The sequence below is a fragment of the Labilithrix luteola genome, from assembly GCF_001263205.1.
Classification (GTDB): Bacteria; Myxococcota_A; Polyangia; order Polyangiales; family Polyangiaceae; genus Labilithrix; species Labilithrix luteola.
In genome coordinates this window covers 10,462,589-10,483,809 of sequence record NZ_CP012333.1, presented here as the reverse complement: position 1 = coordinate 10,483,809, position 21,221 = coordinate 10,462,589, and the positions used below count along the sequence as shown (strand labels likewise).

Genomic DNA, 21,221 nt, shown 5'->3' with positions numbered 1-21,221 from the left:
CGTCCTGCCCTCGAGCGTCGAACAGATGGAACGGAGCCGCCGGAAGAGAAGCTTCGGCAGAAGCGACGAAGGCCTCTGGTCGGTTGCGATCACGTTCCAATGTAGGGAGGCGGTAGCAGGTGGCCAGTGAGACTCCCCCACGCGAGTGAATCCCGCAGGGATTCACGAGCACGAGGCTCCAGGACGGAAGTGAGAGGAGGCCCCCTTCCGCCCTTCCGCCCTTCCTGTCCAATTCTCTCAGCGGTGTCGCCCGACGAAGCGCTTCGTGAGCTGGTTGCGGCTGCCTGTCGCTCCGAGCGCCGGTCGTTTGTCCTGGACGAGGCTTTGCGTGTCCTGGACGAGGCTTTGCGTGTCCTGGACGAGGCTTTGCGTGTCCCGGACGAGCAGTTGCGTGTCTCGGACGAGGAGTTGCGTGTCTCGGACGAGGAGTTGTGTGTCTCGGACGAGGTGCGGCTCAGTTGTTTTGGGCACCGGCGTTGATCCAGTCTTGGATCTGCGTGACCTCGTCGGGGGCCAGGGGCGGGCCGCCGAGCGGCATTTTCGAGCCGCAGGGGGCAGGGTCGGTGAGATCGACCTTAAGGAACATCAGGCTTGCGGCGGCGTCGCCCGGCACCACGCGTACTCCATCGCCCGCGCACGACGCACCGGCCGCCGCCGCATCGACCAGGTTCATGTAGGCGGCGTTCTGCGTCGTCATGTCGAGCTGGCCGACCTGCGTTCCGATGCCTTCCGGCGTCGTGTGACATGGGGCGCAGCGGACGGAGATGATGGTCGTGTAGATCTGCGTGAAGGTCGGCGCGTCGATGTCGCTCGCGTCGACCACTTGCGAACGCTGGGCGTCGGCGTCGGCTCCGGCGTCGACGATGGTCGTTGCGTCCGGCGTCGGCGCTGCCGGCGTAGGAGGTGGCGTGGTCGCGATGTCGTTCTCGTTGCCCGCGCACGCAGCGATCGCGGCGAGACCCGCCGCGGTGAACGCGAAAATCGCCAGGAAACGAGAGCGCATGCGAGCCTCCTCCGCGCGCTCGTTCGTGGTCGAGCGAACGCCCTCGTTTCCGTAAGCAGGACCGAGGAGGAGCGAAAGGCCCGGGCCCGCCGCAGCGGTGCCAACCGTCGCGATCGGGCGCGACCGGGCTACTTGTTTCGGTCGAGCGCCAGATTCACTTCGAGCACGTTCACACGCTTCTCGCCGAGCACGCCCAGATCGCGGCCCTTGGTCTTCGACGCGACGATCGCGCGCACCGTCGCCTCTGGGATGCCGCGTGCCCGCGCGATGCGGCCCACCTGGTATTCCGCCGCGGCGGGGCTGACGTGCGGGTCGAGTCCGCTGCCCGACGCCGTCACCAAATCCACCGGCACCGGCGCCGTGTTGCCAGGATCGGCGGCGCGAAGCGCGTCGATGCGCTCCTGAACGCGCTTCGTGAGATCCGGGTTCGTGGGACCGAGGTTCGACGCCGCCGAGTTCGCGCCGTCGTACGGACCCGGTGACGTTGCCGAAGGACGGCCCCAGAGATACTTCGGATCGTCGAACGGCTGACCGATCTCGCGTGAGCCCAAGACCTTCCCTTGCTCGACGATCAAGCTGCCGGTCGACGCCGAAGGGAAGGCTGCCCGTGCCACGCCAGTGACGACGAGCGGATAGGCGATACCCGTGAGGAGCGTGAGCGCCACGAGCATGCCTGCTGCGGTTCCGACCAGACGCGCAACGCTCGGCTGCGTGGGCACGGCCGGCTGTGAGGGGCGAGGTGCGATCGATGCGGTGGTCATGGGGACCTCAGGCAAGGTGGAAGACGACGAGCAGGAGATCGATGAGCTTGATGCCCACGAACGGCACCACGATGCCGCCGAGCCCGTAGACGAGGAGGTTCTGGCGCAGGAGCGCGCCGGCACCCACCGCGCGATAACGAATGCCACGCAGCGCGAGGGGGATGAGGAAAACGATGACGAGTGCGTTGAAGATGACGGCGCTCATGATGGCGCTCTGCGGCGTGGCGAGGTGCATGACGTTGAGCTTGTCGAGCGCGGGGTACGTCACGGCGAAGGCCGCCGGGATGATGGCGAAGTACTTGGCGATGTCGTTGGCGATGCTGAACGTCGTCAGCGCGCCGCGCGTCATCAACATCTGCTTTCCGATCTCGACGATCTCGATGAGCTTCGTCGGGTTCGAATCGAGGTCGACCATGTTGCCGGCCTCTTTCGCCGCCTGCGTGCCGGAGTTCATGGCCACGGCCACGTCGGCCTGCGCCAGGGCAGGCGCGTCGTTCGTACCGTCGCCGGTCATCGCCACGAGCTTGCCGCCCGCTTGATGCTCGCGGATGAGTGCGAGCTTCGCTTCCGGCGTGGCTTCGGCGAGGAAGTCGTCGACGCCCGCTTCGGCCGCGATGGCCGCCGCGGTGAGGGGATTGTCGCCCGTGATCATCACGGTCTTGATGCCCATCCGACGAAGCTCGGCGAAGCGCTCCTTGATGCCGCCTTTGACGATGTCTTTGAGCTCGACGACGCCGAGGACCTCGGTCTTGCCGCCCTGTTTGCCCTCCGGGGCGGAGGCAACGACGAGGGGCGTTCCGCCTTTCTTGGCGATCGCGTCGACGGACTTGCGAACGGCGTCGGGGAAGGTACCGCCCTTGCAGCGGACGAAGGCGTCGATGGCGTCGGTGGCGCCCTTGCGAAGCTCGCGCTCCTCGACGTTCACGCCGCTCATGCGGGTCTGCGCGCTGAAAGGAACGAAGACCGCTCCGAGCTCGCGAACGCTGCGCTCACGAATGCCCCACTTTTCCTTGGCGAGAATGACGATGCTCCGGCCTTCCGGCGTCTCGTCGGCGAGCGACGCAAGCTGCGCGGCGTCGGCGAGGTCGCGGTCCGACACGCCCGGCGCGGGGTGGAAGGCCGTGGCCTGACGGTTGCCGAGCGTGATCGTGCCCGTCTTGTCGAGGAGGAGCACGTCGACGTCGCCGGCCGCTTCGACTGCGCGGCCCGACGTGGCGATGACGTTCGCCTGAATCATGCGATCCATGCCGGCGATGCCGATGGCCGAGAGAAGCCCGCCGATGGTCGTCGGAATGAGGCAAACGAGCAGCGCCACGAGCACGGTGATGGTGACCGGGTGCCCGGCTCCCGCCGCCTTCACGCTGAAGAGCGAAAAGGGAAGCAGCGTCACCGTCGCGAGCAAAAAGACGATGGTGAGCGCCGCGAGCAGGATGTTCAGAGCGATCTCGTTCGGAGTCTTCTGGCGCTTGGCGCCTTCGACCATGGAGATCATGCGATCGAGGAAGGTCTCGCCGGGATCGGCGGCGACGCGCACGACGACCCAGTCCGACAGCACGCGCGTTCCGGCCACGACCGCGCTTCGATCGCCGCCGCTCTCGCGCACGACCGGCGCGCTTTCACCAGTGATGGCGCTCTCGTCGATCGACGCCACGCCTTCGACGATGTCGCCGTCGCACGGCACGAAGTCGCCCGCCTCCACGAGCACCACGTCGCCTTTGCGGAGCTCGGGCGAAGGCACGCGCGTGACCTCGGCATCGCGGTTCGGAGCGTCGAGCCGCTTGGCTTCGATGTCGCGTTTGGCCTGGCGGAGTGACTCCGCTTGCGCCTTGCCGCGACCCTCGGCCATCGCCTCGGCGAAGTTCGCGAAGTACACGGTGAACCAGAGCCAGAGCGACACGGCGAGGATGAAGGCCGGAGGCGCCTCTCCTTTGCCGAGAACGGCCTGGACGAAGAGCCCGAGGGTCAGGAGGCTGCCGACCCACACCACGAACATGACGGGGTTACGGACCTGATGGCGCGGGTCGAGCTTCTTGGCGGCGTCGGCAAGGGCGCGCTTGACGAGCTTGCTTTCGAACAGGGTCTTCTTCGGGGCGCCTGGGCGTCCGTGATGGTGGTGATGACCGGGACTCGGCAGTGGCTCGTTTGGACGAGCGGCCTGCGCGTCACGAGGCGCGACTTCGGGGACGAGAGCGCGGGTGCTGGGGGTGCTCTGAGCCATGGTCTTTCAGCTCCCACTCGAGATGATCTGCTCGACGATCGGGCCGAGCGCGAGTGCGGGAATGAAGGTGAGGGCGCCGACGAGAATGACGACGCCGACGAGCATCGTGACGAAGAGCGGCGTATGCGTGGGCAGCGTGCCGCTCGAGGCGGGAACGAGCTTCTTCTTGGCGAGCGATCCGGCGATCGCGAGGACCGGGACCATGACGCCGAAGCGACCGACGAACATCGCGATACCGAGTGCGACGTTGTAAAAGACGCTGTTGGCGCCCAAGCCACCGAACGCGCTGCCGTTGTTGTTCGCCGCCGAGGAGAAGGCGTAGAGCACCTCGGTGAAGCCGTGGGCGCCGGGGTTCATGACACCCTTCTGACCGGCCTCGGTGACCACCGCGATGGCGGTTCCGACGAGAACCACCGATGCCGGGATCAAGATGACGAGCGAGGCCATTTTCATCTCGAACGCCTCGATCTTCTTTCCGAGGTATTCGGGCGTGCGGCCGACCATGAGACCGCCGACGAACACGGCGATGATGGCGAACATCAACATGCCGTAGAGGCCCGAGCCCACGCCGCCGAAGACGATCTCTCCGAGCTGGATGAGCCAGAGCGGAACGAGACCGCCGAGCGGCGTGAACGAGTCGTGCATGCCGTTGACGGCGCCGCACGACGCACCCGTGGTGACCGCCGCGAAGAGCGACGTGGCGGAGATGCCGAAGCGGACCTCCTTGCCTTCCATGTTGCCGCCCGATGAGCCGAGGCTTGCCAGCTGATCGACGGGGAGGCCGTGGAGAGCGGGGCTACCGGCTTGTTCCGAGTGCACGCAGAGAACGAGCAGCGGCACGAAGATGGCCGTCATGGCGGCGAGAACCGCCCAACCCTGACGCGCATCTTTCACCATCTTGCCGAACGTCACGCAGAGCGCGGCGGGGATGGCGAAGATGGCCCACATCTCGACGAAATTCGTGAGCGGCGTCGTGTTTTCGAACGGATGGGCCGAGTTCGCGTTGAAGAAGCCGCCGCCGTTCGTACCGAGTTGCTTGATGGCGATTTGCGAGGCGGCCGGACCGAGCGCGAGAACCTGCTCGACGATGCTCTTGCCGTCTGCGGTCTTGGCCGCCTGGACGAGGGGCACGGTGACGTAAGCGTCGAACGTCTGCACCACGCCCTGTGAGACGAGGACGATCGCGACGACGAACGAGACGGGGACGAGCACGAAGAGCGTGCTTCGAACGAGGTCGAACCAGAAGTTGCCGACGGTCTGACTGCTCTTGCGCGAGAACCCTCGAATCAATGCGATGACGACGGCGATGCCCGTGGCGGCGGAGACGAAGTTCTGCACGCAGAGCCCCGCCATCTGCACGAAGTAGCTCATCGTCGACTCGCCGCCGTACGCCTGCCAGTTCGTGTTGGTCACGAAGCTGACGGCCGTATTCCAGGCGAGGTCGGGCGGAACGGCCGCCATGTGCTGAGGATTGCCGGGGAGGAATCCTTGCAGACGCTGGAGCGCATAAAGGAGGAAGACGCCGAGCACGTTGAACGTGAGGACGCTGAGGGCGTAGGTCTTCCAGGTCATTTCCGCAGCGGCGTCGACGCGCAGCACGCGGTAAATGAGCCGCTCGATGGGACCGAAGATGCGCGTCGCGAAGGTGCGATCGCCGGAGAAGACGCGGGCCATGTAGCTGCCGAGCGGCTTCGCGGTCGCGAGGACGGCGACGAAGAAGAGCAGAATCTGGGCGTAGCCTTGCCAGTTCATTCGAACTTCTCCGGCTTGAGCATCGCGAAGAAGAGGTAGGCCGCGAGCGCGACCGAAACGGATGCACCGATGATGTAGAGGACGGCCATGTGTGGCTCCCTGGGGCTTCGCCGCTAGACGCTCTCGCAGAGGCGCACGAGGCCGAGCGAGAACGTGAGGAGACCGATGGTCATGCAGAGGTAGACGAGATCCATGAATCGCTCCGAACGAGCCCCCGTGGAACGACAGGGTAGAGATAGCCAGATCAGGGTTCTGTTAAGTCGTGCGTCCGCGGCTCCGCATGGGCGAGCACGAGCGCAACCTTTCCCCGCGGCAACGCGCCCGCGTCGAGCTTCGGTGCGTGCCCCGACGACGCGCTAGAGACAGTGCCGTTCGGGTACGCCGACCTCGTCGCTGCCCATGCGGGAATTCGGCTGAGAGAGGGCACAGAAGGGCGGAAGAACGGAAGGGGGTAGGGGGAGGCGTCAGCCATTGCAGGACCTCGATGAGTCTCGACGATCGGCTCTTGACCCTCCTCAATCTTCCGCCCTTGCGCCCTTCCTGTGCCATTCCCTCCCATCGACCGGCACCGGGCGAAGTCGCTTCGAACGACGCTGGCCATCAGAGCAGCTCTGTTTCCGGCTGCCTTATCCGAACGGCGTTGCGCCTTTCGTTAGAGCCGGAAATTGACAGCGACCACGCCGAGAAGCTGGTCCTTCACGGCGTCGGGCACGAAACCGTCCGGCGTCGGCAAGAAGCCGTCGGGCGAGGTGGTGCCGCCGGGGCCTGCGAAATAGGGGAGATTCGAGCGCCGGTAGTTGGCTTCGAAGCGAAGCGCCATGAAGTCGGTCGGCATCACGTCGAACGTGCCGGTCACGCCCCAGATCTGGAGCGCGGGTATCCCGCCGGCGATCACGAAGCCGGGCGGCGGATACGAAGCGAGGTAGCGCGAGGGGTTGGAGAACACCTCGCCTCGTACGGAGAGAGCGAGATGATCGCGATAGAACCAAACGCGATTGACGACCGCTGTGCCGACGACGTGCGCGCCCGAAGGTCCTGGGAGATCGGCGCTACCGCCTGCCTCGAAGCCGAGGTGGTTGTTGATGCTCACGGCGGCCTTGGAGAGGAACGACGCTTGGCTATCGTTGAAGTAACGGACGACGGCGCTGTTGTCGTTGTGAAACCGAATGCGGCTCGGCTGACCGCGGATGTCGGTTCCGACGTACGAATTCGCTATGAAGTACAGTGACTCGGTGGGAGCCCATCGGAGTGCGAGCCCTCCCGCCGGCGCGTAGTTCCACTTGCCGAACGTCTGCCAGCCGTTCATGAGCCACGGCTCGATCTTGATGCGGTCGGTCGGAAAGTACTGAACGCGAATGCCTTGGAAGTAAAACGGCGTCGCGTCGCAAAGCACCGAGCGCGTGTAATTCCAATTCTCGGCGAGCAGGTAGCTCTCGAGCCCGATGTACGAGAGGAAGATCCCGGCCTCGGCGTTGATTCCGTGGCCGACGTCGAAGTGATAGCCCGCCGTGGCCTCGCGGATGTAACTGAGATTCGGGATCGACAAGTCACGACCGCGCTGCGCGGTGCCGTCGAGGTCTTGGACGATGGTGAGCATCGAGCCGTACTGCAGCGAGAGCCGGCCGATGACGTTCCGGTAGTTCCACTCGAACCCGACCGACGCGAGGTTGATCTCGATCTCGTTGTGCCGAGGAATCGAGGCCGTTCCCGTGAGCGTGTCGTCGATCGGGTGATTGGCCGAGAAGGCGTAGTTGACGTCCAGGTAGAGGCTCAACGTCACCGCGTCGCCGAACGGCTTGAGCGGAAAGTCCTTCTGCCGGCTCTGCCCGTTGACCCACGTGAAGTCACCCCACGCGAAGGGCGCCGACGGCGCGGGGGCGGGGGCGGGCGAAGCTGGAGGCGGTGGTGGTGCTGGCGACGACGGGGGAGGAGGCTCGGGGGCGGGGGAGGGCGACGACGGCTCCTCCTGCGCCGATGCAGGACTGACCGCGAAGACTGCGACGAGCAGCAAGGAGAAGGCAGCAGTCGTTCGCATGAAAGCGCGGACACCCAGACTAACGTCGTTCCTCGAGAATCGCGCGGACGCCCGCTTCGAAGAGGAAGAATCCGACAACGAGCTCGATGACGCATCCGGGATGGGTGATGCCGACGAGCAGCCCGAGACTTCCGATCGCGATGAAAGGACCCGCCAGCCCGGGGACGGGGTGCGCCTCGCGAACGTGGGGAGCGGGTTCGGGATCGCTCATCGGCATCGGGCTTCGGTAGGGGTGCACGGTGTCCGACCCGTATCGGACCGCACCTCAAGCCCGCATTGAGCTTGGCACCGCTCGCATCAAGGAACCCTCAAGACGACTCCACGTGGCGCATGCCGAAGTCGGCGTCGTCCGCTGAGCGCGGAATCCACGAATTCGATGGGCGATCGATTCACCACCAGGCGAGGGCGGTGGTCCATCGATCCCTGGGGCAAGCGGAACGCGCAGATCCAAAATTGTCCGGATTTTTCGAAGGCGCCAACCAGCTGGGCTGTAGGCACTGCCGTTGCAGTCTGCGCGCTCCGCCTACCTGCGCTGGCCATCGTGGAAGGACCACGAGGACGCCTGTGCATCGACGGAGTGGATGCATGAACAGCCGAACCTGGGTGCTCGTCGCTGCGTCGCTTCTCTGGACCGTGAGCTCGTGTGCGGCTCCGGCCGGGGACGACGAAGAAGAGACCCTTTCGGAGAGTGACGAGAACGCGCTCAGCGCACCCGGCGGTGCGTCGGCTGCGGCGGGCAAGATGGTGGCACCGAGCCTCTCGGTAAGCCAGCGGGCGGACGTTCTCAGCCACTACACCAACGTCGATCCCGACGACGTCGTGCCGAAGTCCCTACGCGACGACGCGATCGTCTACTACGACACGAACAAAGACAATCTGCCGAACGACAAGTACCTCACCGTCGTCGACTTCTCGAAGAGCTCGGGCAAGCACCGCTTCTTCGTCATGAACATGAAGACGGGCAAGGTCTCGGGCATCGTCGTCGCGCACGGAAGCGGCAGCGATCCGGACAACGACGGCATCGCCACCAAGTTCAGCAACACGGCGAACTCGAACGCGTCCTCGCTCGGCTATTACCTCACCGCCGAGACGTACACGGGCAACCACGGTCGCTCGCTCCGCATGGACGGTCTCTCGACGACCAACTCGAACGTGCGCGCACGCGCGGTCGTCATCCACGGTGCCGACTACGTGTCCGAGGGCCGCGCCAAGCAGGGACGTTCGTGGGGCTGCTTCGCGCTCGCCCAGTCCGCCAAGGACTCGATCATCGATCAGCTCAAGGGCGGCAGCCTCATTTTCGCGGGACGCGCCAGCAACTGAGCGCTCAGGCGGGCACCTTGAGCCGGTAGCCGACGCCAGGCTCCGTCACCAGATAACGAGGGCGCGCAGGATCGCCCTCCAACTTGTGACGGAGCTGCACCATGTACACGCGTAGATAATGCGTCTGGGACGCGTAGGCTTGGCCCCAGACCTCCTTGAGGAGTTGCCGATGCGTAAGCACCTTCCCGGCGTTCTTCATCAGGTACGCAAAGAGCTTGTACTCATTCGGCGTGAGGTGGACTTCGGTGACGCCGGAGAAGACCTGCCGCTTGTCGAGGTCGATCCGGAGCTCCCCCACTTCCACGACGGGTTCGACCCGCGCCTCGCCCGAACGCGACGTGTGCCGGAGGGCTACCCGGATGCGGGCCATGAGCTCGCCGGTTCCGAAAGGCTTCGTCAGGTAGTCATCGGCTCCGAGGTCGAGCGCGCTGATCTTGTCGTTCTCCTGGCCGCGCGCGCTGATCACGATGATCGGCTTGCTCGACCACTCCCGCAGGCTCTTCGTGACCTCGATGCCGTCGACATCTGGTAGGCCGAGGTCGAGCAACACCAGATCGGGGTTGTGCGTCCGCGCGAGCACGAGACCCTCGGCGCCCGTCTCGGCTTCGAGCGTGCGATAGCCTTCGCTCGCGAGGGCCGTACGCAAGAACTTCTGCATTTGCGGCTCGTCTTCGATGACGAGTACGAGAAACGATACATCCGTCATTGCCGAGCGCTCCGATCGCTCGCGGGCTCCGAAGCTTGGGACACGGGCTCGCTCTCGTCGAGCTGCGGCGGGACGCCTTCGATGGGTAGCGTGAAGGAGAACTCGGCGCCGCCACCGTCGCGATTGCGTGCCCACATACGACCGCCGTGCGCGGTGACGATGCCCTGCGAGATCGTGAGACCGAGGCCGGCGCCACCGCCGCGCCCCTTCTCGGCGCGATAGAACTTCTCGAACACCTTCGCCTCCTCGCCCTCGGGCAAGCCGGGACCGCGATCGGCGACGTCGATCTCGACGCCGTTATCCGTCACGTGCGCGGCGATGTGGACCTCGGCCGTGCTCGGTGTGTACTTCGCGACGTTCTCGAGCAAGTTCACCAGCACCTGTTGGAGCAGGATCGAATCGTAAGGGACGAGCGGCAGATCGTCGGGCAAGTCGATCTGCACCGGCCGATCGCCGAGGGCACTTTGCGTGCGTTCGAGCGCGGCGCCGACCGCCTCCTCGACGGGCTGCCACTCTTTGTGGACCTCCACGGCCCCGGCCTCGAGCCGGGTCATGTCGAGGAGGTTTCTCACGAGCCGATTGAGGCGCTCGGCTTCGACGAGCACGGTTTCGGTGAGGTCGCGCGCGACGTCTGGTTCGAGGCGCGCATCGAGCAGCGTGCTGGCGGCGCCGGTGATGACGGCGAGGGGCGTCCGGAGATCGTGCGAGACGGACGAGAGAAGCGAGTTTCGCAGCTGCTCACGCTCGACGCGTAGCTGGGCCTGTTGCGCCTGCTCGGCAAGCTTGGTTCGTTCGATCGCGGCGGCGATCTGGCCGACGAACGCATCGAGATGCTGGCGCGCCTCGTAGCCGGCGATGCGCTTCTTGTCGCTCGGCAACAAGCCGAGCACGCCCGCGCGCTGGCTCGACGTTTCGAGTGGCAGATAGAGCGCCGACGCCGAGGGGAGCGTGTCGGTATCGAGACCGGCAGGCGTGCCGTGCGTCCAAACCCATTCGGCGACACCGCGCTCCTTCTCGTCCGGGACGAACGTGGTCGGCCCGCCTTCGGTGGCGACCAGCTTGCCGTCGTCGCCGGGTAAGAGGGCCACGCAGCGTGTGCCGAAGACCTCGTGCACGTGACGAATGCCGACGGCGAGGACGTCCTTGGCGGTCTTGGCCGTCGTGAGCGCCCGGCTAAGCGAGTAGAGACTCGAGGTGCGAAGCTCGCGCTCGCGCGACGAATCCGCCTGATCGCGAACGCGCTTCGTGAGACCGCTGATGACCGATGCAACGAGGAACATGACCGCGAACGTGACGACATGTCGAATGTCGGAGACGGCGAACGTGTAGTAGGGCGGAACGAAGAAGAAGTCGAAGCTCAGCACGGCGGCAATGGCGGCCGTGAGCGAAGGACCCAGCCCCCAACGCATCGACACGAGGACGATGCCGAGAAGGTAGAGCATGACGATGTCGGCGCGCTCCTGACCGAGAACCATGCGGCCGAGGAAGGTGGCGACCGCGACGGTCACCGCAGCGGCAACGAAGCCGGCGACGTTCGACGAGCCGCGCGGCACTCGGAGGGTAAGATCGCGCTTTGCCCGGCCCTCGGGCTCGTCGCCTGCGAGGACGTGCACGTCGATGTCGCCGCTCGTTCGTACGAGCTCGTCGAGAAACGAGCGCGTGAAGAAATCGCGCCAGCGCGCGTGCGTGGGCTTGCCGACCAGGATGCGTGTGACGTTGCGCGAGCGGGCGAATCGGACGATTTCTGCGGGACCACTGCCTCCGCCGAGCGTGACGGTCTCGGCGCCGAGGCCTTGGGCGAGAATGTGGTGTTGGTTGACGCGTTCGCGGTCTTTTGCCGAGAGACGGAGGGCGCCGGGCGTCTCGACGTAGGCGGCAATCCAATCGGCGTGCAGGCCCGTGGCGAGCCGGCGTGCCGATCGTATGAGGCGTGCCGAGCTCGGACTCGGACTCACACAGACCAAGATGCGCTCGGCCGCCGGCCACGTGCGCTCGATGCCGTGCTCGGCGCGGTAGCGGCGCATCTGCAGGTCGACGCGCTGAGCGGTGACGCGCAACGCGAGCTCGCGAAGCGCGATGAGGTTGCCTTCGCGGAAGAATCCCTCGCTCGCCAGACGTGCTTGGTCGGGGACGTAGACCTTGCCCTCACGCAGGCGCTCGGTGAGCTCGTCGATCGGCAGGTCGATGAGGCGGACGTCGTAGGCCTTCTCGAAGACCGCGTCGGGCACCGTCTCGCGCACGACGACGTGCGTGATCTGTGCGACGACGTCGTTCAGGCTCTCGAGGTGCTGGACGTTGAGCGTCGTGTAGACGTCGATGCCCGCCTGCAAGAGTTCTTCGATGTCTTGCCATCGTTTGGCGTGGCGCGAGTCGGGCGCGTTCGTGTGCGCGAGCTCGTCGACGAGGATGACGCCAGGGCGGCGAGCGATGGCGGCGTCGACGTCGAGCTCTTCGAGGGTGAGCCCGCGATGCACCGTCTTGCGGCGCGCCAGGATCTCCAGGCCGAGGAGTAGCGCTCCGGTGTCGTAGCGGCCGTGCGTCTCCACGAGACCCACGACCACGTCGCGCCCTTCTTCGCGCTCGAAGCGTGCCGCCTCGAGCATGGCGTACGTCTTGCCAACGCCTGGGGCGGCGCCGAAAAAGACGGTGAGTTTGCCGCGGTGCGCGCGGCTCTGCTCCTCGCGAACGCGCGCGAGCAACTCCTCCGGCGTGGGACGCCGATCGCTCATCGCGGCCTCATCTTATGTCGCGGTCGCGCCTTCCACACCGACAAAGATCGCATGGGCGCCAATCCTGATCCCTTCTTTATGTCGCGATGTCGAGCCCGGACGAGCTGGTTCTCAGCCTCGTTCGCGCGGGCTCCCGTGCGCTCCCTCGAGCAGCACCTTCGCCGCGTGGACCGCCTCACGGCTGCCTGCGACCACGAGGACATCACCCTGGCGAAGGAGCTCCTTCGCCGAGGGAACGATGGCGTGATCTTCGCGCGAGATGGCGAGGACCGTGGCGCCGGTGAGGCCTCGCAAGTCGAGCTCGGCCAGCGAATGACCGTCGGCTGGGCTACCGCCCTCGACGATGACCGTGACCGGCGTGCCGAGCCCGCTCCGGAGCTGGTCGAGCTTCTTGCGCGCGTCTTCGGCGCCGGGGTCGGTGGTGACAGTGCCGGCGGTCAAGGCTTCGGCCACGATCTCGGCGCCTGCGCGAACGTGCCCTTCGAGGTTCGTCGTCGTTTTCCAGAACATGATGCCGAGCAGCACGAGAGCGATGAGCAGAATCAGCGCGCCCTGGAACCCCGGCAAGAGCGGTTGGGTGAAGGTTACGAGAGGGATGCCCACGAGGAGCACGCACGCGAGCTGGAGGGTGACGATGAGCGCTCGGCGAGGAGCGGCAGCGAGGTCGAGACCCTCGGGCGTTGCGGTGCCGGGGAAGGCGAGATCGGCGAGCAAGATGCCGAGTCGCCGCGCCACGCGGGCGATGCCGATGCAGAAGGGCAGGGCGCAGAGCACCGAGAACGCGAGCGCGATGCTGTTGGCGAACTCCCAGGGCAGGCCGAGCCGCTCGATCTCGATCTTGACGATGCGCGGTCGCGCCACGTACGCCGCCACGATGACCGCGCCGAGCAGGAGGGCATCGACGACGAGCTGCTTCAGGAGCTTGCGAATCATGGTGCCTGCGGTGCGATCCGCCTTGTTCGCGCTGCCGCTGCGAAGCCTGTCGATCCAGCTCCCGTAGAGCGCCGCGAAGGTTTGCAGCGGCTGGGGGAGTTTGTGATCGACGAAGCTCGCGACCGGCTTCGCCGCGCGGATGAGCCACGGCGTGGTGAGCGTGGTGATGGCGGAGACCGCGATGGCGATCGGGTAGAGGAAGTTCCTCGTGGCGTCGAGCGATATGCCGAGGCCGGCGATGATGAACGAGAACTCGCCGATCTGGGCGAGGCTCAGGCCGGCACCGATCGAGGTCTGCACACCGTGGCCCGTCAGGAATGCGCCGAAGCCGACGCCGAGGACCTTGCCCACGATGACGATGAAGGTGAGCACCAGGATCGCGCGCCAGTGGTCCACGAGAATGGACGGATCGAGCATCATGCCGACCGAAACGAAGAAGATGGCAGCGAAGAGATCGCGCACGGGTCGGATGAGACCTTCGATGGCATGCTGCTCACCGGACTCGGCCACGAGCGAGCCGCTGATGAAGGCGCCGAGGGCCACCGAGTAACCGAACGAGCGCGCGAGCAGCGAGACGCCGAAGCAGAGCCCGATGCTCGCGACGAGGGTGGTCTCGGGGCGATTCATGGCGATGATGGCGCGGATCGCGCGCGGCACGACGAGGATGCCCACGACGATGAGGGCCGCGAGGAAGATGGCCAGGTGAAGACTCGTGACGCCGAGCTCGCGCACCGAGACGGCTCCACCCGAGCCGATGGCGGTGAGAGCAGCCATCAGGAGGATGGCGATGAGGTCCTCGACGATGAGGACGCCCACGACGATCTCGCGAAGACTTCCGCCGATGCGCTGCTCCTCGAAGGCCTTGGCGATGATCGTGGTGCTGGAAATCGCCACGATCGCGCCCGTGAACATCGCCTCGCGCGTGGTCCAGCCGAAGAGGCGCGCGACTTCGAAGCCCAGACACAACATCAAGCTCGACTGGACGACGGCGGTGATGCCTGCGGCAGGCCCCACCTCGACCAGCTTGTGCAGGCTGAACTCCAGGCCCAGCGAGAACATCAGCAGGATGACGCCGAGCTCGGAGAGGGTGTGAATAATGTCCGGATCGGCGACGAGCGGGATCGGAACGTACGGTCCGATCACCATGCCCGCGATCATGTAGCCGAGCACGACCGGCTGGCGGAGCCGCTGAAACAGCACGGTCGTGACGGCGGCGACGAGAAGGACGGTCGCCAAGGCCTTCAAGAAGTCGTGTCCGGCCTCCATTCACAGGCGAGCTAACACCTGTCGTGCCGTCGCTTTGCGACGCCGCGTCGCGGTCAGTCGCCGCGCCTCCACTGCTGCGACTGCTGGGAGAGCTCGAGCGTGCGCGCATTCTCGAAAACACGCTCGAGAAAGCAGCTCTTCCATGCCGGATCGTGGATCATCGCCGCGCGTTCGAGGATGCGGACGCGCGCCGTGGCGAGGGCCTCGCGCGCGCCGTCGTGGTCGCCGAGTGCGAGCCGCGTTTCGGCGAAGGTGAGGCGCAGATACGACTCTCCTTCTTCGACGCCGCCAAGCGCATCGAGAAGGCGTATGGCCTCGGCGGCAGGCTCGGCCGCCTTCTCCGCGCGATTGTCGCTCAGGTGGATGCGCGCGAGAACGGCGTAGGCATACGCACCGAGCGGCGACGTGCTTCCGGCCACCTCGAGGGCTGCGCGCGCCTCGCGCTCGGCACCGGCGAATTCGTCGACCGAGGAGAGGAACACGGCACGATAGAGGCGGGCCGCCGCCTCCATGCGTCGATCGCCTTGGGCAAGGAACGCGTCGATGGCCGCGTCGGCACGCGAGAGCGCCGCCTTCGTGTCGCCCTGGCGCGCGAGCAACATGGCTTGATGGTGGCCACCGCTGGCCGCCACGCCCGAGAGCCCCATGCGCGCTGCCGACCGCAGGGCGTCATCGAGGGCGCGCTCGGCATCGGCGTACGCGCCGAGCTCCACGCACGCGGCGGCGGCGCTGACGAGATGCCGGCATGCCGCGCGCGTGTCGCCCGCCTCTTCGAAGCGCGCGATGGCGATGTTGTAGAGCGACAGCGCCGACGCCGCGTCGCCGGCGACTTGGGCGCGATAGGCGCGTGTCCGGTAGACGTGCGCGCCGGCGAGCGGATCGTCGTCGTGCTTGCGCGAGAACTCGAAGGCGCCGTCGATGGTGCGAAGGAGCTCGTCGGCCGATGGATAGTTGCCGGCTTCCATCAAGACGCACGCGGCGCGCGTGAGGGCAACGAGATGGGGCGGCGTGAGCGGGCCGGCGGAGCTGACCTCGCAAAGGACGTCGACCGATCGATGCAGCGCGGTGTCGTTGCCGAGTCGCGCGTTCGCTTCGACGGCCTCTCCCGAGGCGAGGAACCAACGTCGTCCGTTGCGGGGGAGAAGCGTCATCGCGGACTCCGCGCAGTGCTGCGCGAGCGCGTTTTCGGCGCGCCAGCGGTGGGCCTCGGCCTTGCGCAAGAGAAGGCGTCCGAGCACCTCTCCCTCGGCACCACACGCAATGCCGGCGTCGGCGCGGGCGAGGCACGCCGCGAGGTCGTTGCCTTCGAGCGCCTGCGCCGCTGCGCGTCGATAGAAGCTGATGGCGCGCTTCGGCTCGCCACCGCGTTCGAGGTGCTCGGCGAGGACCACCGCTTCGCTCTCCCCGACCTTCTCGAGCCACTGCGCGGCGAGTCGGTGGCCGATCGTGCGGTCCTTGTCGGTGAGCATCGAGTACGCCGCCTCGGCGATGAACGCGTGGCGGAAGACGTACTCCTGCTCTCCACGGAACTTCGTGCGGTCGCGTCGCGTGAAGATCTCGCGCTCGCAAAGCTCGTCGAGCCAAGCCGTCACGTGCGCATCCTGGTGCTCGCCGGCGAGCAGGGCGATGACGCCGCCGCGCCAGAAGGTCTGGCCAAAGACACTCGCCGCGCGGAGCACGCGGCGCGCTTCGGGCTCGAGCGCCTCGAGGCGGGCCTGGACCATCGTGAGAACGGTCTCGGGTAGCATCATCGGCGCGAGGCTCGCCGGTCGCCGCGCATCGAGCGAAGGGATCTCCGAGACACTCGAGGCACGTGGCCGCACGCTCGTCGGACGCGCCTGGGTGGGGATCTTCCCGCCGGACATCGACACCGAACGAATGAGCTCTTCGAGGTAGAACGCGTTGCCGCCGGCGGTCTGGACCACCTGGGCCACGACGTCGTCACTCGTGGTCTCGCCGAGGACCTGGCGAACGAGCTTCTCGCTTGCTTTTCGCGAGAGCTCCTTCAAGCGAAGCTCCTGTACGCCGCGCTCGACGAAGAGGTCCGGAAAGAGGTCTTTCACCTCGGGCCGGGCGAGCGCGAAGACCATGAGCGGCTTGTCGGCCAGGGCGCGGAGGGCCGAATCGACGAATTTCACACTCGGGAGATCGCCCCAGTGGAGGTCCTCGAGGACGAGGACGACCGGGTGCTCCGTGCATTCTGCAGACAACCAGTCCTCGAAGGCGCGGCGCATCTGGTCGCCCATGAGGATCGGATCGTGACGTGCGGCGCGGAGCTGGACGTCGTCGTCTTCCGGGAGCGTGACGCCAAGGATCTCCGAGAGAAACTGGGTGACGCGAGCGACGTCGCGCGGAGGCACGTGACGACTGACGCGCGCGCGAATCTTCTCGCGCTGCACGCGCAGGCCCTCGCCGTCCTGGGCTTCGGCGGCCGCGCGGAGGATCTGCGCGAGCATGCCGAAGGGCGATCCTGCACGCATCGGGTCGCCGCGGCTCGTCCAGACTTCGTGAGGATCGCCACGGTGGCTCAGCATGCGCAGCAGCTCGTAGCGAAGACGCGACTTGCCGACCCCGGCCGGCGCCGTGACGAGGGCGGCACGTGCCACGTCGTCGGCGACCACTTCGGCGAAGACACTCTCGAGCATCACGAGCTCGCGTTCGCGTCCGACGCAGGGCGTGGGCTTGCCGAGGAGCATGCGTCCGGCGTCGACGGCGGGCTGCTCGGCGAGAAGCTCGAGGCCGTTCTGCGCGTCGCCTCGCACGCTGAACCGCGCATCGAGCAGGCCGGCGGTGACCTCGTCCACGTGGATGGGCTGCTTCTTTCCGGCGGCGAGGTGAGCAACGTCGTCGGGCGAATGCTGCTTGAGCATGCGTATCGCGCGATCGACCGCATCGCCGATGGGCAGGCGTTCTTCGAGCACGGCGCGGCCCGTGGCGAGCACCATCGGCACGTTCGCGGCGGCCGCGCGCATGGCGAGCACGCAGCGGGCGGCGCGCGTCGCCTGATCGGTGGCGCTGTGACGGCCGGGGAGGGTGACGACGATCATCCCGTTCGCGAGTGACTCGAGGTGTGCACCGAAAGGCTGGATCGCCGCGCGAAGGCGCCCGGAGAGGGATTTCATGCCCTGCCACGTGCCGTCGGCGATGGTGAATTCCTCGTCGGCATGGGCGTGCGAGGCCACGGCCACCACGCTCACGAGGCGCTGCTCTCCGCGCGTGATGACGTCGTGCTCGCTGGTCTCGCGCGTGACCGAGCCGTCGTCGGCGAGGGGGCCGAGTGCGGCGAGCTCCGCGGCGGCGATGCCTCCGTCGCGAGGGCGCTGCAGTGGATCGCGCGAGAGCATGCGCGCGAGCAGATCGTCGAGGGCCGGGGGAACGTCGGGGCGGACGTCGCGTGCGCGCGGGGGAGCTTCGAAGAGGATCTTGGCGAGCACGGCGATCTCGTCGTCGCCGGCGAAGGCAGGCACGCCCGTCAGACACTTGAAGAGCACGGCGCCCAACGCGAAGACGTCTGCTCGCGCGTCGATGAGCTTGTTTCCGCGCGCCTGCTCCGGCGCCATGTAGCCGAGCGTGCCCAGCATGACGCCCGTGGTCGTGATGGGGCTCGGGCCGAGGCCCATGCGCGCGATGCCGAAGTCGATGAGCGTGGGACGGTCGACGTCGCAGTCGCGCAGGATCACGTTGCTTGGTTTGATGTCGCGATGGACGACGCCTTTGCCGTGCGCCACGGCGAGCGTCTCTGCGATGCGCGTCATCACGCGCACGGCTTCGGCCATCGTGAGGCCGGTGCGAGCGAGACGTTTTCCGAGCGTCTCGCCGACGATCCATTCCATGGCGAGGTAGGGAACGCCGGTCTCGGTCTCGCCGTGCGCGACGTAGCGAACGATGCCGGGGTGACTCAGCTTCTCGAGGGTGCGAGCCTCGCGGTAGAGGCGCTCCTTGTGCTCCGTCGCGCCTTCGCCGGCGAGGAGCTTGACGGCGACGGTGCCCCCGAGGCGCAAGTCGCGTGCGCGGTAGACGGCCGACATGCCGCCTGCGGCCACACGACGGGCGATCTCGAATCTCTGGGCGATGATCGTGCCGGGTTCCACGCGATCCGGATCATATCGAGAACCGGGCGATTCGCAGCCAGATCACTCGTGCGAGGAGAGCACTTCGGACGGGGCCCCCTCGGCGCGGACTCTGCCGTCACGGAGCAAAATGGCCCGATCGGCCACGGAGCGGACCAGCGACGGCTCGTGGGTGACGATGATCATGGTCGTCCCGTCCTTGGCCAGGTCGCCGAGGAGCCGGATGATTTCGACCTTACGGGCGGGATCGAGCGCGCTCGTCGGTTCGTCGAGGAGGAGGGCGCGCGGCTGCATGGCCAGGGCGCGCGCGATGGCCACGCGCTGCTGTTCTCCACCCGACAGCTCGCGGGGAAAGGCGTTCATACGGTGCGCGAGGCCGACCCGTTCGAGCAAGTGCGAGGCTCTCTCGCGTGCCTCGGAACGCGCCATTCCGCGCACGTGGACGGGGGCCTCCATCACGTTCGCGAGCGCGGTCATGTGCGAGAAGAGGCCGTACTGCTGGAAAACCATCCCGACCATGGCGCGGATCTTCGCGAGCGCCGCGCGGTCTTCGCCGCCGCGTGAAGTGGGCCCGAGGCTCACGCCGTCGACCTCGATGCGTCCTGCGTCGAAGCGCTCGAGGCCGTTGATGCACCGGAGCAACGTGGACTTTCCGCAGCCAGACGAACCGACGAGGCACGAGATGCGCTTCTCTTCGAAGCGCACGTTCACGCCATCGAGCACGGTTCGGCCGTCGAAGCGTTTGGTGAGATTCTCGAGGGCGATCATGCCGCAGCCCGCGCTGCAGGGCCTGCTTCGATCTCGGCGGCCATTTCGTGCTCGCCTTCGAGCTTTCGTTCGAGGCGCCGCGCGAGCACGCCCAGGGGATAGCTCATCGCGAAGTAGAGGGCGGCGCATGCCAGCCCGGGGACGACCCAGCTCCGGACGTCGATGGCGGTGATGCTCATCTGCTTGGTGAGCTCCACGACCGTGATGACGCTGACGAGCGAGCTGTCTTTGAGGAGCGCGATGAAGTCGTTCGTCACGTTGGGGATCGCGTGCCGGAAGGCTTGAGGCAACACGATGCGCCGGAGCGCGAGCGGCGTGCTCATGCCGAGTGACAGGGCCGCCTCCATCTGCGCTTTGGGCACGGCGGCGAACCCCGCGCGGTAGACCTCCGCCTCGTACGCGGCGTAGTTCATACCGAGGCCGAGGATGGCGGCGGGGAGCGCTCCGAGCCGGAGCACCGGCGCCAGGCCGTAGTAGAGGAAATAGAGCTGCAGGAGGACCGGTGTGCCTCGGTAGATCTCGACATACGCCCCTGCGAGTCGTCGTGCCGCGGCACCGCCGAAGAGGCGCGCGATCGAGAGCGCGAGCCCGAGCGGGATCGCGATCGCCATCGCCAGCACCGAGACGAACAGCGTGATGGAGGCGCCCTTGAGGAACAGGAGCGCGTGCCCCACTCCGAACGTGGCAGGCGCGGGTGCCGGATTCGTGAGCTTCGCGCTGCCTTCGCTGCTCCAGTGCTCGAGGCGTGTCTGGCGATCGTTCCAGAGCTGGCTCTTCTCGAGGATGCGATGGAGCTCGCCGCGTGCGGCGATGCGTTCGAGCGCGGCGTCGACCGCCTCCTTCACGTCGGGCTCGTTCTGTCGAACGCCGATCGCATAGAAGCCGTCGCGCAGATCGCCGACCACGTGCAGGTCCTCTTTGGGCACGCCGTAACGGGTCGCGATGATGTCGTCGAGCAGGACGGCGTCGACGCGACCTCGTTGGAGATCGGTGTAGGGCTCTTCGACGCCCTCGTAGACGACCGTGTCGGCGTGGCCTCGCAGGATGTCGAAGGCGAGGCTGTTCGCGAGCGTGCCCACCTTGCGACCTTCGAGCGAGGGGAGGGCCGGCGCGATCGACCTGTCGGATTTGCGCGCCATCAGGCGCTCGGCGAACACGTAATACGGTCGCGTGAAGAGGATCCGTCCGGCGCGCGCGTCGGTGATCTCGAGGCCGTTCATGATCACGTCGAACGTGCCTCGCTCGAGGGAAGGAACGAGGTTCGCCCAATCGTTCTGTACGAACTCGGTGCGTACGCCGAGCTCGCGGCCGAGCGCTTCGGCGAGGTCGACCTCGAAGCCGACGAGATGCCCGGGATGCTTGGGATCGTCATAGACGTAAGGCTCGCCTCCTTGGATGTCGCCACCCCAGCGAAGCACTCCGGCGGCGCGAATACGGGCGAGCCCCGTCACGGGCGTCGACGTCTGATGCCCGCACGCCACGAGCGCGATCGCGATCGCGAACAGAGCGACGAGCCAGCGGCTCTTCGTGCGAGCGGGGTGCGTTGCCTGGTTGTCCGCGCGCACACTGGCGAAGGCGTAAGTCGTCCAGCGCGACGACGACGAGCAGCGACCGTTCACCGCCGCAATTCTACCCGGCGACGACCCCCCGCGCGGTCATC

15 protein-coding genes are annotated in these 21,221 nt (G+C 66.8%); 1 reads left to right on the top strand and 14 read right to left on the bottom strand.

Annotation, left to right across the window (positions count from 1 at the left end; genetic code table 11):
* Window positions 1–237: 237 nt before the first annotated feature.
* From AKJ09_RS53810 to AKJ09_RS53805, 8 genes are all read right to left on the bottom strand, one after another.
* On the bottom strand, window positions 238–471 hold the full coding sequence (locus AKJ09_RS53810; RefSeq protein ID WP_169928415.1) for a hypothetical protein: 234 nt from the start codon (window positions 469–471) through the stop codon (window positions 238–240).
* Entirely contained in the window at window positions 455–1,003 is a 549-nt protein-coding gene (locus AKJ09_RS45255) for a hypothetical protein (protein WP_146654069.1), read from the bottom strand. Before AKJ09_RS45255 ends, AKJ09_RS53810 begins: the two co-directional genes overlap by 17 nt.
* 128 nt (window positions 1,004–1,131) lie before the next feature.
* Window positions 1,132–1,764: a potassium-transporting ATPase subunit KdpC gene (gene kdpC, locus AKJ09_RS45250; RefSeq protein WP_146654068.1), complete on the bottom strand. Its 633-nt coding sequence runs from the start codon at window positions 1,762–1,764 to the stop codon at window positions 1,132–1,134.
* A gap of 7 nt (window positions 1,765–1,771) precedes the next feature.
* On the bottom strand, window positions 1,772–3,982 hold the full coding sequence (kdpB, locus tag AKJ09_RS45245; RefSeq protein ID WP_146654067.1) for a potassium-transporting ATPase subunit KdpB: 2,211 nt from the start codon (window positions 3,980–3,982) through the stop codon (window positions 1,772–1,774).
* Between the two features lie 6 nt (window positions 3,983–3,988).
* Window positions 3,989–5,734 (bottom strand): potassium-transporting ATPase subunit KdpA, encoded by a 1,746-nt coding sequence (kdpA, locus tag AKJ09_RS45240; RefSeq protein ID WP_146654066.1) that lies wholly within the window; start codon window positions 5,732–5,734, stop codon window positions 3,989–3,991.
* Window positions 5,731–5,823, bottom strand: coding sequence for a K(+)-transporting ATPase subunit F (kdpF, locus tag AKJ09_RS45235; protein WP_146654065.1), 93 nt, complete (start codon window positions 5,821–5,823; stop codon window positions 5,731–5,733). The genes kdpA and kdpF overlap by 4 nt, the downstream gene beginning before the upstream one ends.
* A gap of 563 nt (window positions 5,824–6,386) precedes the next feature.
* Window positions 6,387–7,769: an outer membrane beta-barrel protein gene (locus AKJ09_RS45230; protein WP_169928413.1), complete on the bottom strand. Its 1,383-nt coding sequence runs from the start codon at window positions 7,767–7,769 to the stop codon at window positions 6,387–6,389.
* A 19-nt stretch (window positions 7,770–7,788) separates the two neighbouring features.
* The gene (locus tag AKJ09_RS53805) at window positions 7,789–8,007 is read right to left on the bottom strand and encodes a hypothetical protein (RefSeq protein WP_205633966.1); all 219 of its coding nucleotides are present in this window, start codon (window positions 8,005–8,007) and stop codon (window positions 7,789–7,791) included.
* A gap of 347 nt (window positions 8,008–8,354) precedes the next feature.
* On the opposite strand from AKJ09_RS53805, the gene AKJ09_RS45220 reads away from it, so the two are divergent.
* A complete protein-coding gene (locus AKJ09_RS45220) occupies window positions 8,355–9,089 on the top strand; it encodes a murein L,D-transpeptidase catalytic domain family protein (protein ID WP_169928409.1) in 735 nt (244 codons plus the stop codon).
* A gap of 4 nt (window positions 9,090–9,093) precedes the next feature.
* On the opposite strand, the gene AKJ09_RS45215 is transcribed toward AKJ09_RS45220, so the two are convergent.
* The 6 genes from AKJ09_RS45215 to AKJ09_RS45190 all read right to left on the bottom strand — a co-directional run bounded on the left by AKJ09_RS45215 (window position 9,094) and on the right by AKJ09_RS45190 (window position 21,180).
* Complete coding sequence (locus AKJ09_RS45215; RefSeq protein ID WP_146654061.1) at window positions 9,094–9,795, bottom strand: response regulator; 702 nt, start codon at window positions 9,793–9,795, stop codon at window positions 9,094–9,096.
* A complete protein-coding gene (locus tag AKJ09_RS45210) occupies window positions 9,792–12,524 on the bottom strand; it encodes a sensor histidine kinase (RefSeq protein ID WP_146654060.1) in 2,733 nt (910 codons plus the stop codon). Before AKJ09_RS45210 ends, AKJ09_RS45215 begins: the two co-directional genes overlap by 4 nt.
* A gap of 111 nt (window positions 12,525–12,635) precedes the next feature.
* Window positions 12,636–14,693 (bottom strand): monovalent cation:proton antiporter family protein, encoded by a 2,058-nt coding sequence (locus AKJ09_RS45205; protein WP_275936705.1) that lies wholly within the window; start codon window positions 14,691–14,693, stop codon window positions 12,636–12,638.
* A gap of 83 nt (window positions 14,694–14,776) precedes the next feature.
* On the bottom strand, window positions 14,777–18,814 hold the full coding sequence (locus AKJ09_RS45200; RefSeq protein ID WP_146654058.1) for a serine/threonine-protein kinase: 4,038 nt from the start codon (window positions 18,812–18,814) through the stop codon (window positions 14,777–14,779).
* A gap of 42 nt (window positions 18,815–18,856) precedes the next feature.
* Window positions 18,857–19,561 (bottom strand): amino acid ABC transporter ATP-binding protein, encoded by a 705-nt coding sequence (locus AKJ09_RS45195; protein WP_146654057.1) that lies wholly within the window; start codon window positions 19,559–19,561, stop codon window positions 18,857–18,859.
* On the bottom strand, window positions 19,558–21,180 hold the full coding sequence (locus AKJ09_RS45190; protein WP_275936704.1) for an ABC transporter substrate-binding protein/permease: 1,623 nt from the start codon (window positions 21,178–21,180) through the stop codon (window positions 19,558–19,560). Before AKJ09_RS45190 ends, AKJ09_RS45195 begins: the two co-directional genes overlap by 4 nt.
* Window positions 21,181–21,221 lie beyond the last annotated feature (41 nt).

Bases quoted from the DNA above. Each gene is read 5' to 3' on its own strand.
- AKJ09_RS45255 (WP_146654069.1), bottom strand. From the start codon at position 1,003: ATGCGCTCTCGTTTCCTGGCGATTTTCGCGTTCACCGCGGCGGGTCTC.
- kdpF (WP_146654065.1), bottom strand. From the start codon at position 5,823: ATGGCCGTCCTCTACATCATCGGTGCATCCGTTTCGGTCGCGCTCGCG.
- kdpC (WP_146654068.1), bottom strand. From the start codon at position 1,764: ATGACCACCGCATCGATCGCACCTCGCCCCTCACAGCCGGCCGTGCCC.
- AKJ09_RS45210 (WP_146654060.1), bottom strand. From the start codon at position 12,524: ATGAGCGATCGGCGTCCCACGCCGGAGGAGTTGCTCGCGCGCGTTCGC.
- AKJ09_RS45220 (WP_169928409.1), top strand. From the start codon at position 8,355: ATGAACAGCCGAACCTGGGTGCTCGTCGCTGCGTCGCTTCTCTGGACC.
- kdpB (WP_146654067.1), bottom strand. From the start codon at position 3,982: ATGGCTCAGAGCACCCCCAGCACCCGCGCTCTCGTCCCCGAAGTCGCG.
- AKJ09_RS45230 (WP_169928413.1), bottom strand. From the start codon at position 7,769: ATGCGAACGACTGCTGCCTTCTCCTTGCTGCTCGTCGCAGTCTTCGCG.
- kdpA (WP_146654066.1), bottom strand. From the start codon at position 5,734: ATGAACTGGCAAGGCTACGCCCAGATTCTGCTCTTCTTCGTCGCCGTC.
- AKJ09_RS45195 (WP_146654057.1), bottom strand. From the start codon at position 19,561: ATGATCGCCCTCGAGAATCTCACCAAACGCTTCGACGGCCGAACCGTG.
- AKJ09_RS45215 (WP_146654061.1), bottom strand. From the start codon at position 9,795: ATGACGGATGTATCGTTTCTCGTACTCGTCATCGAAGACGAGCCGCAA.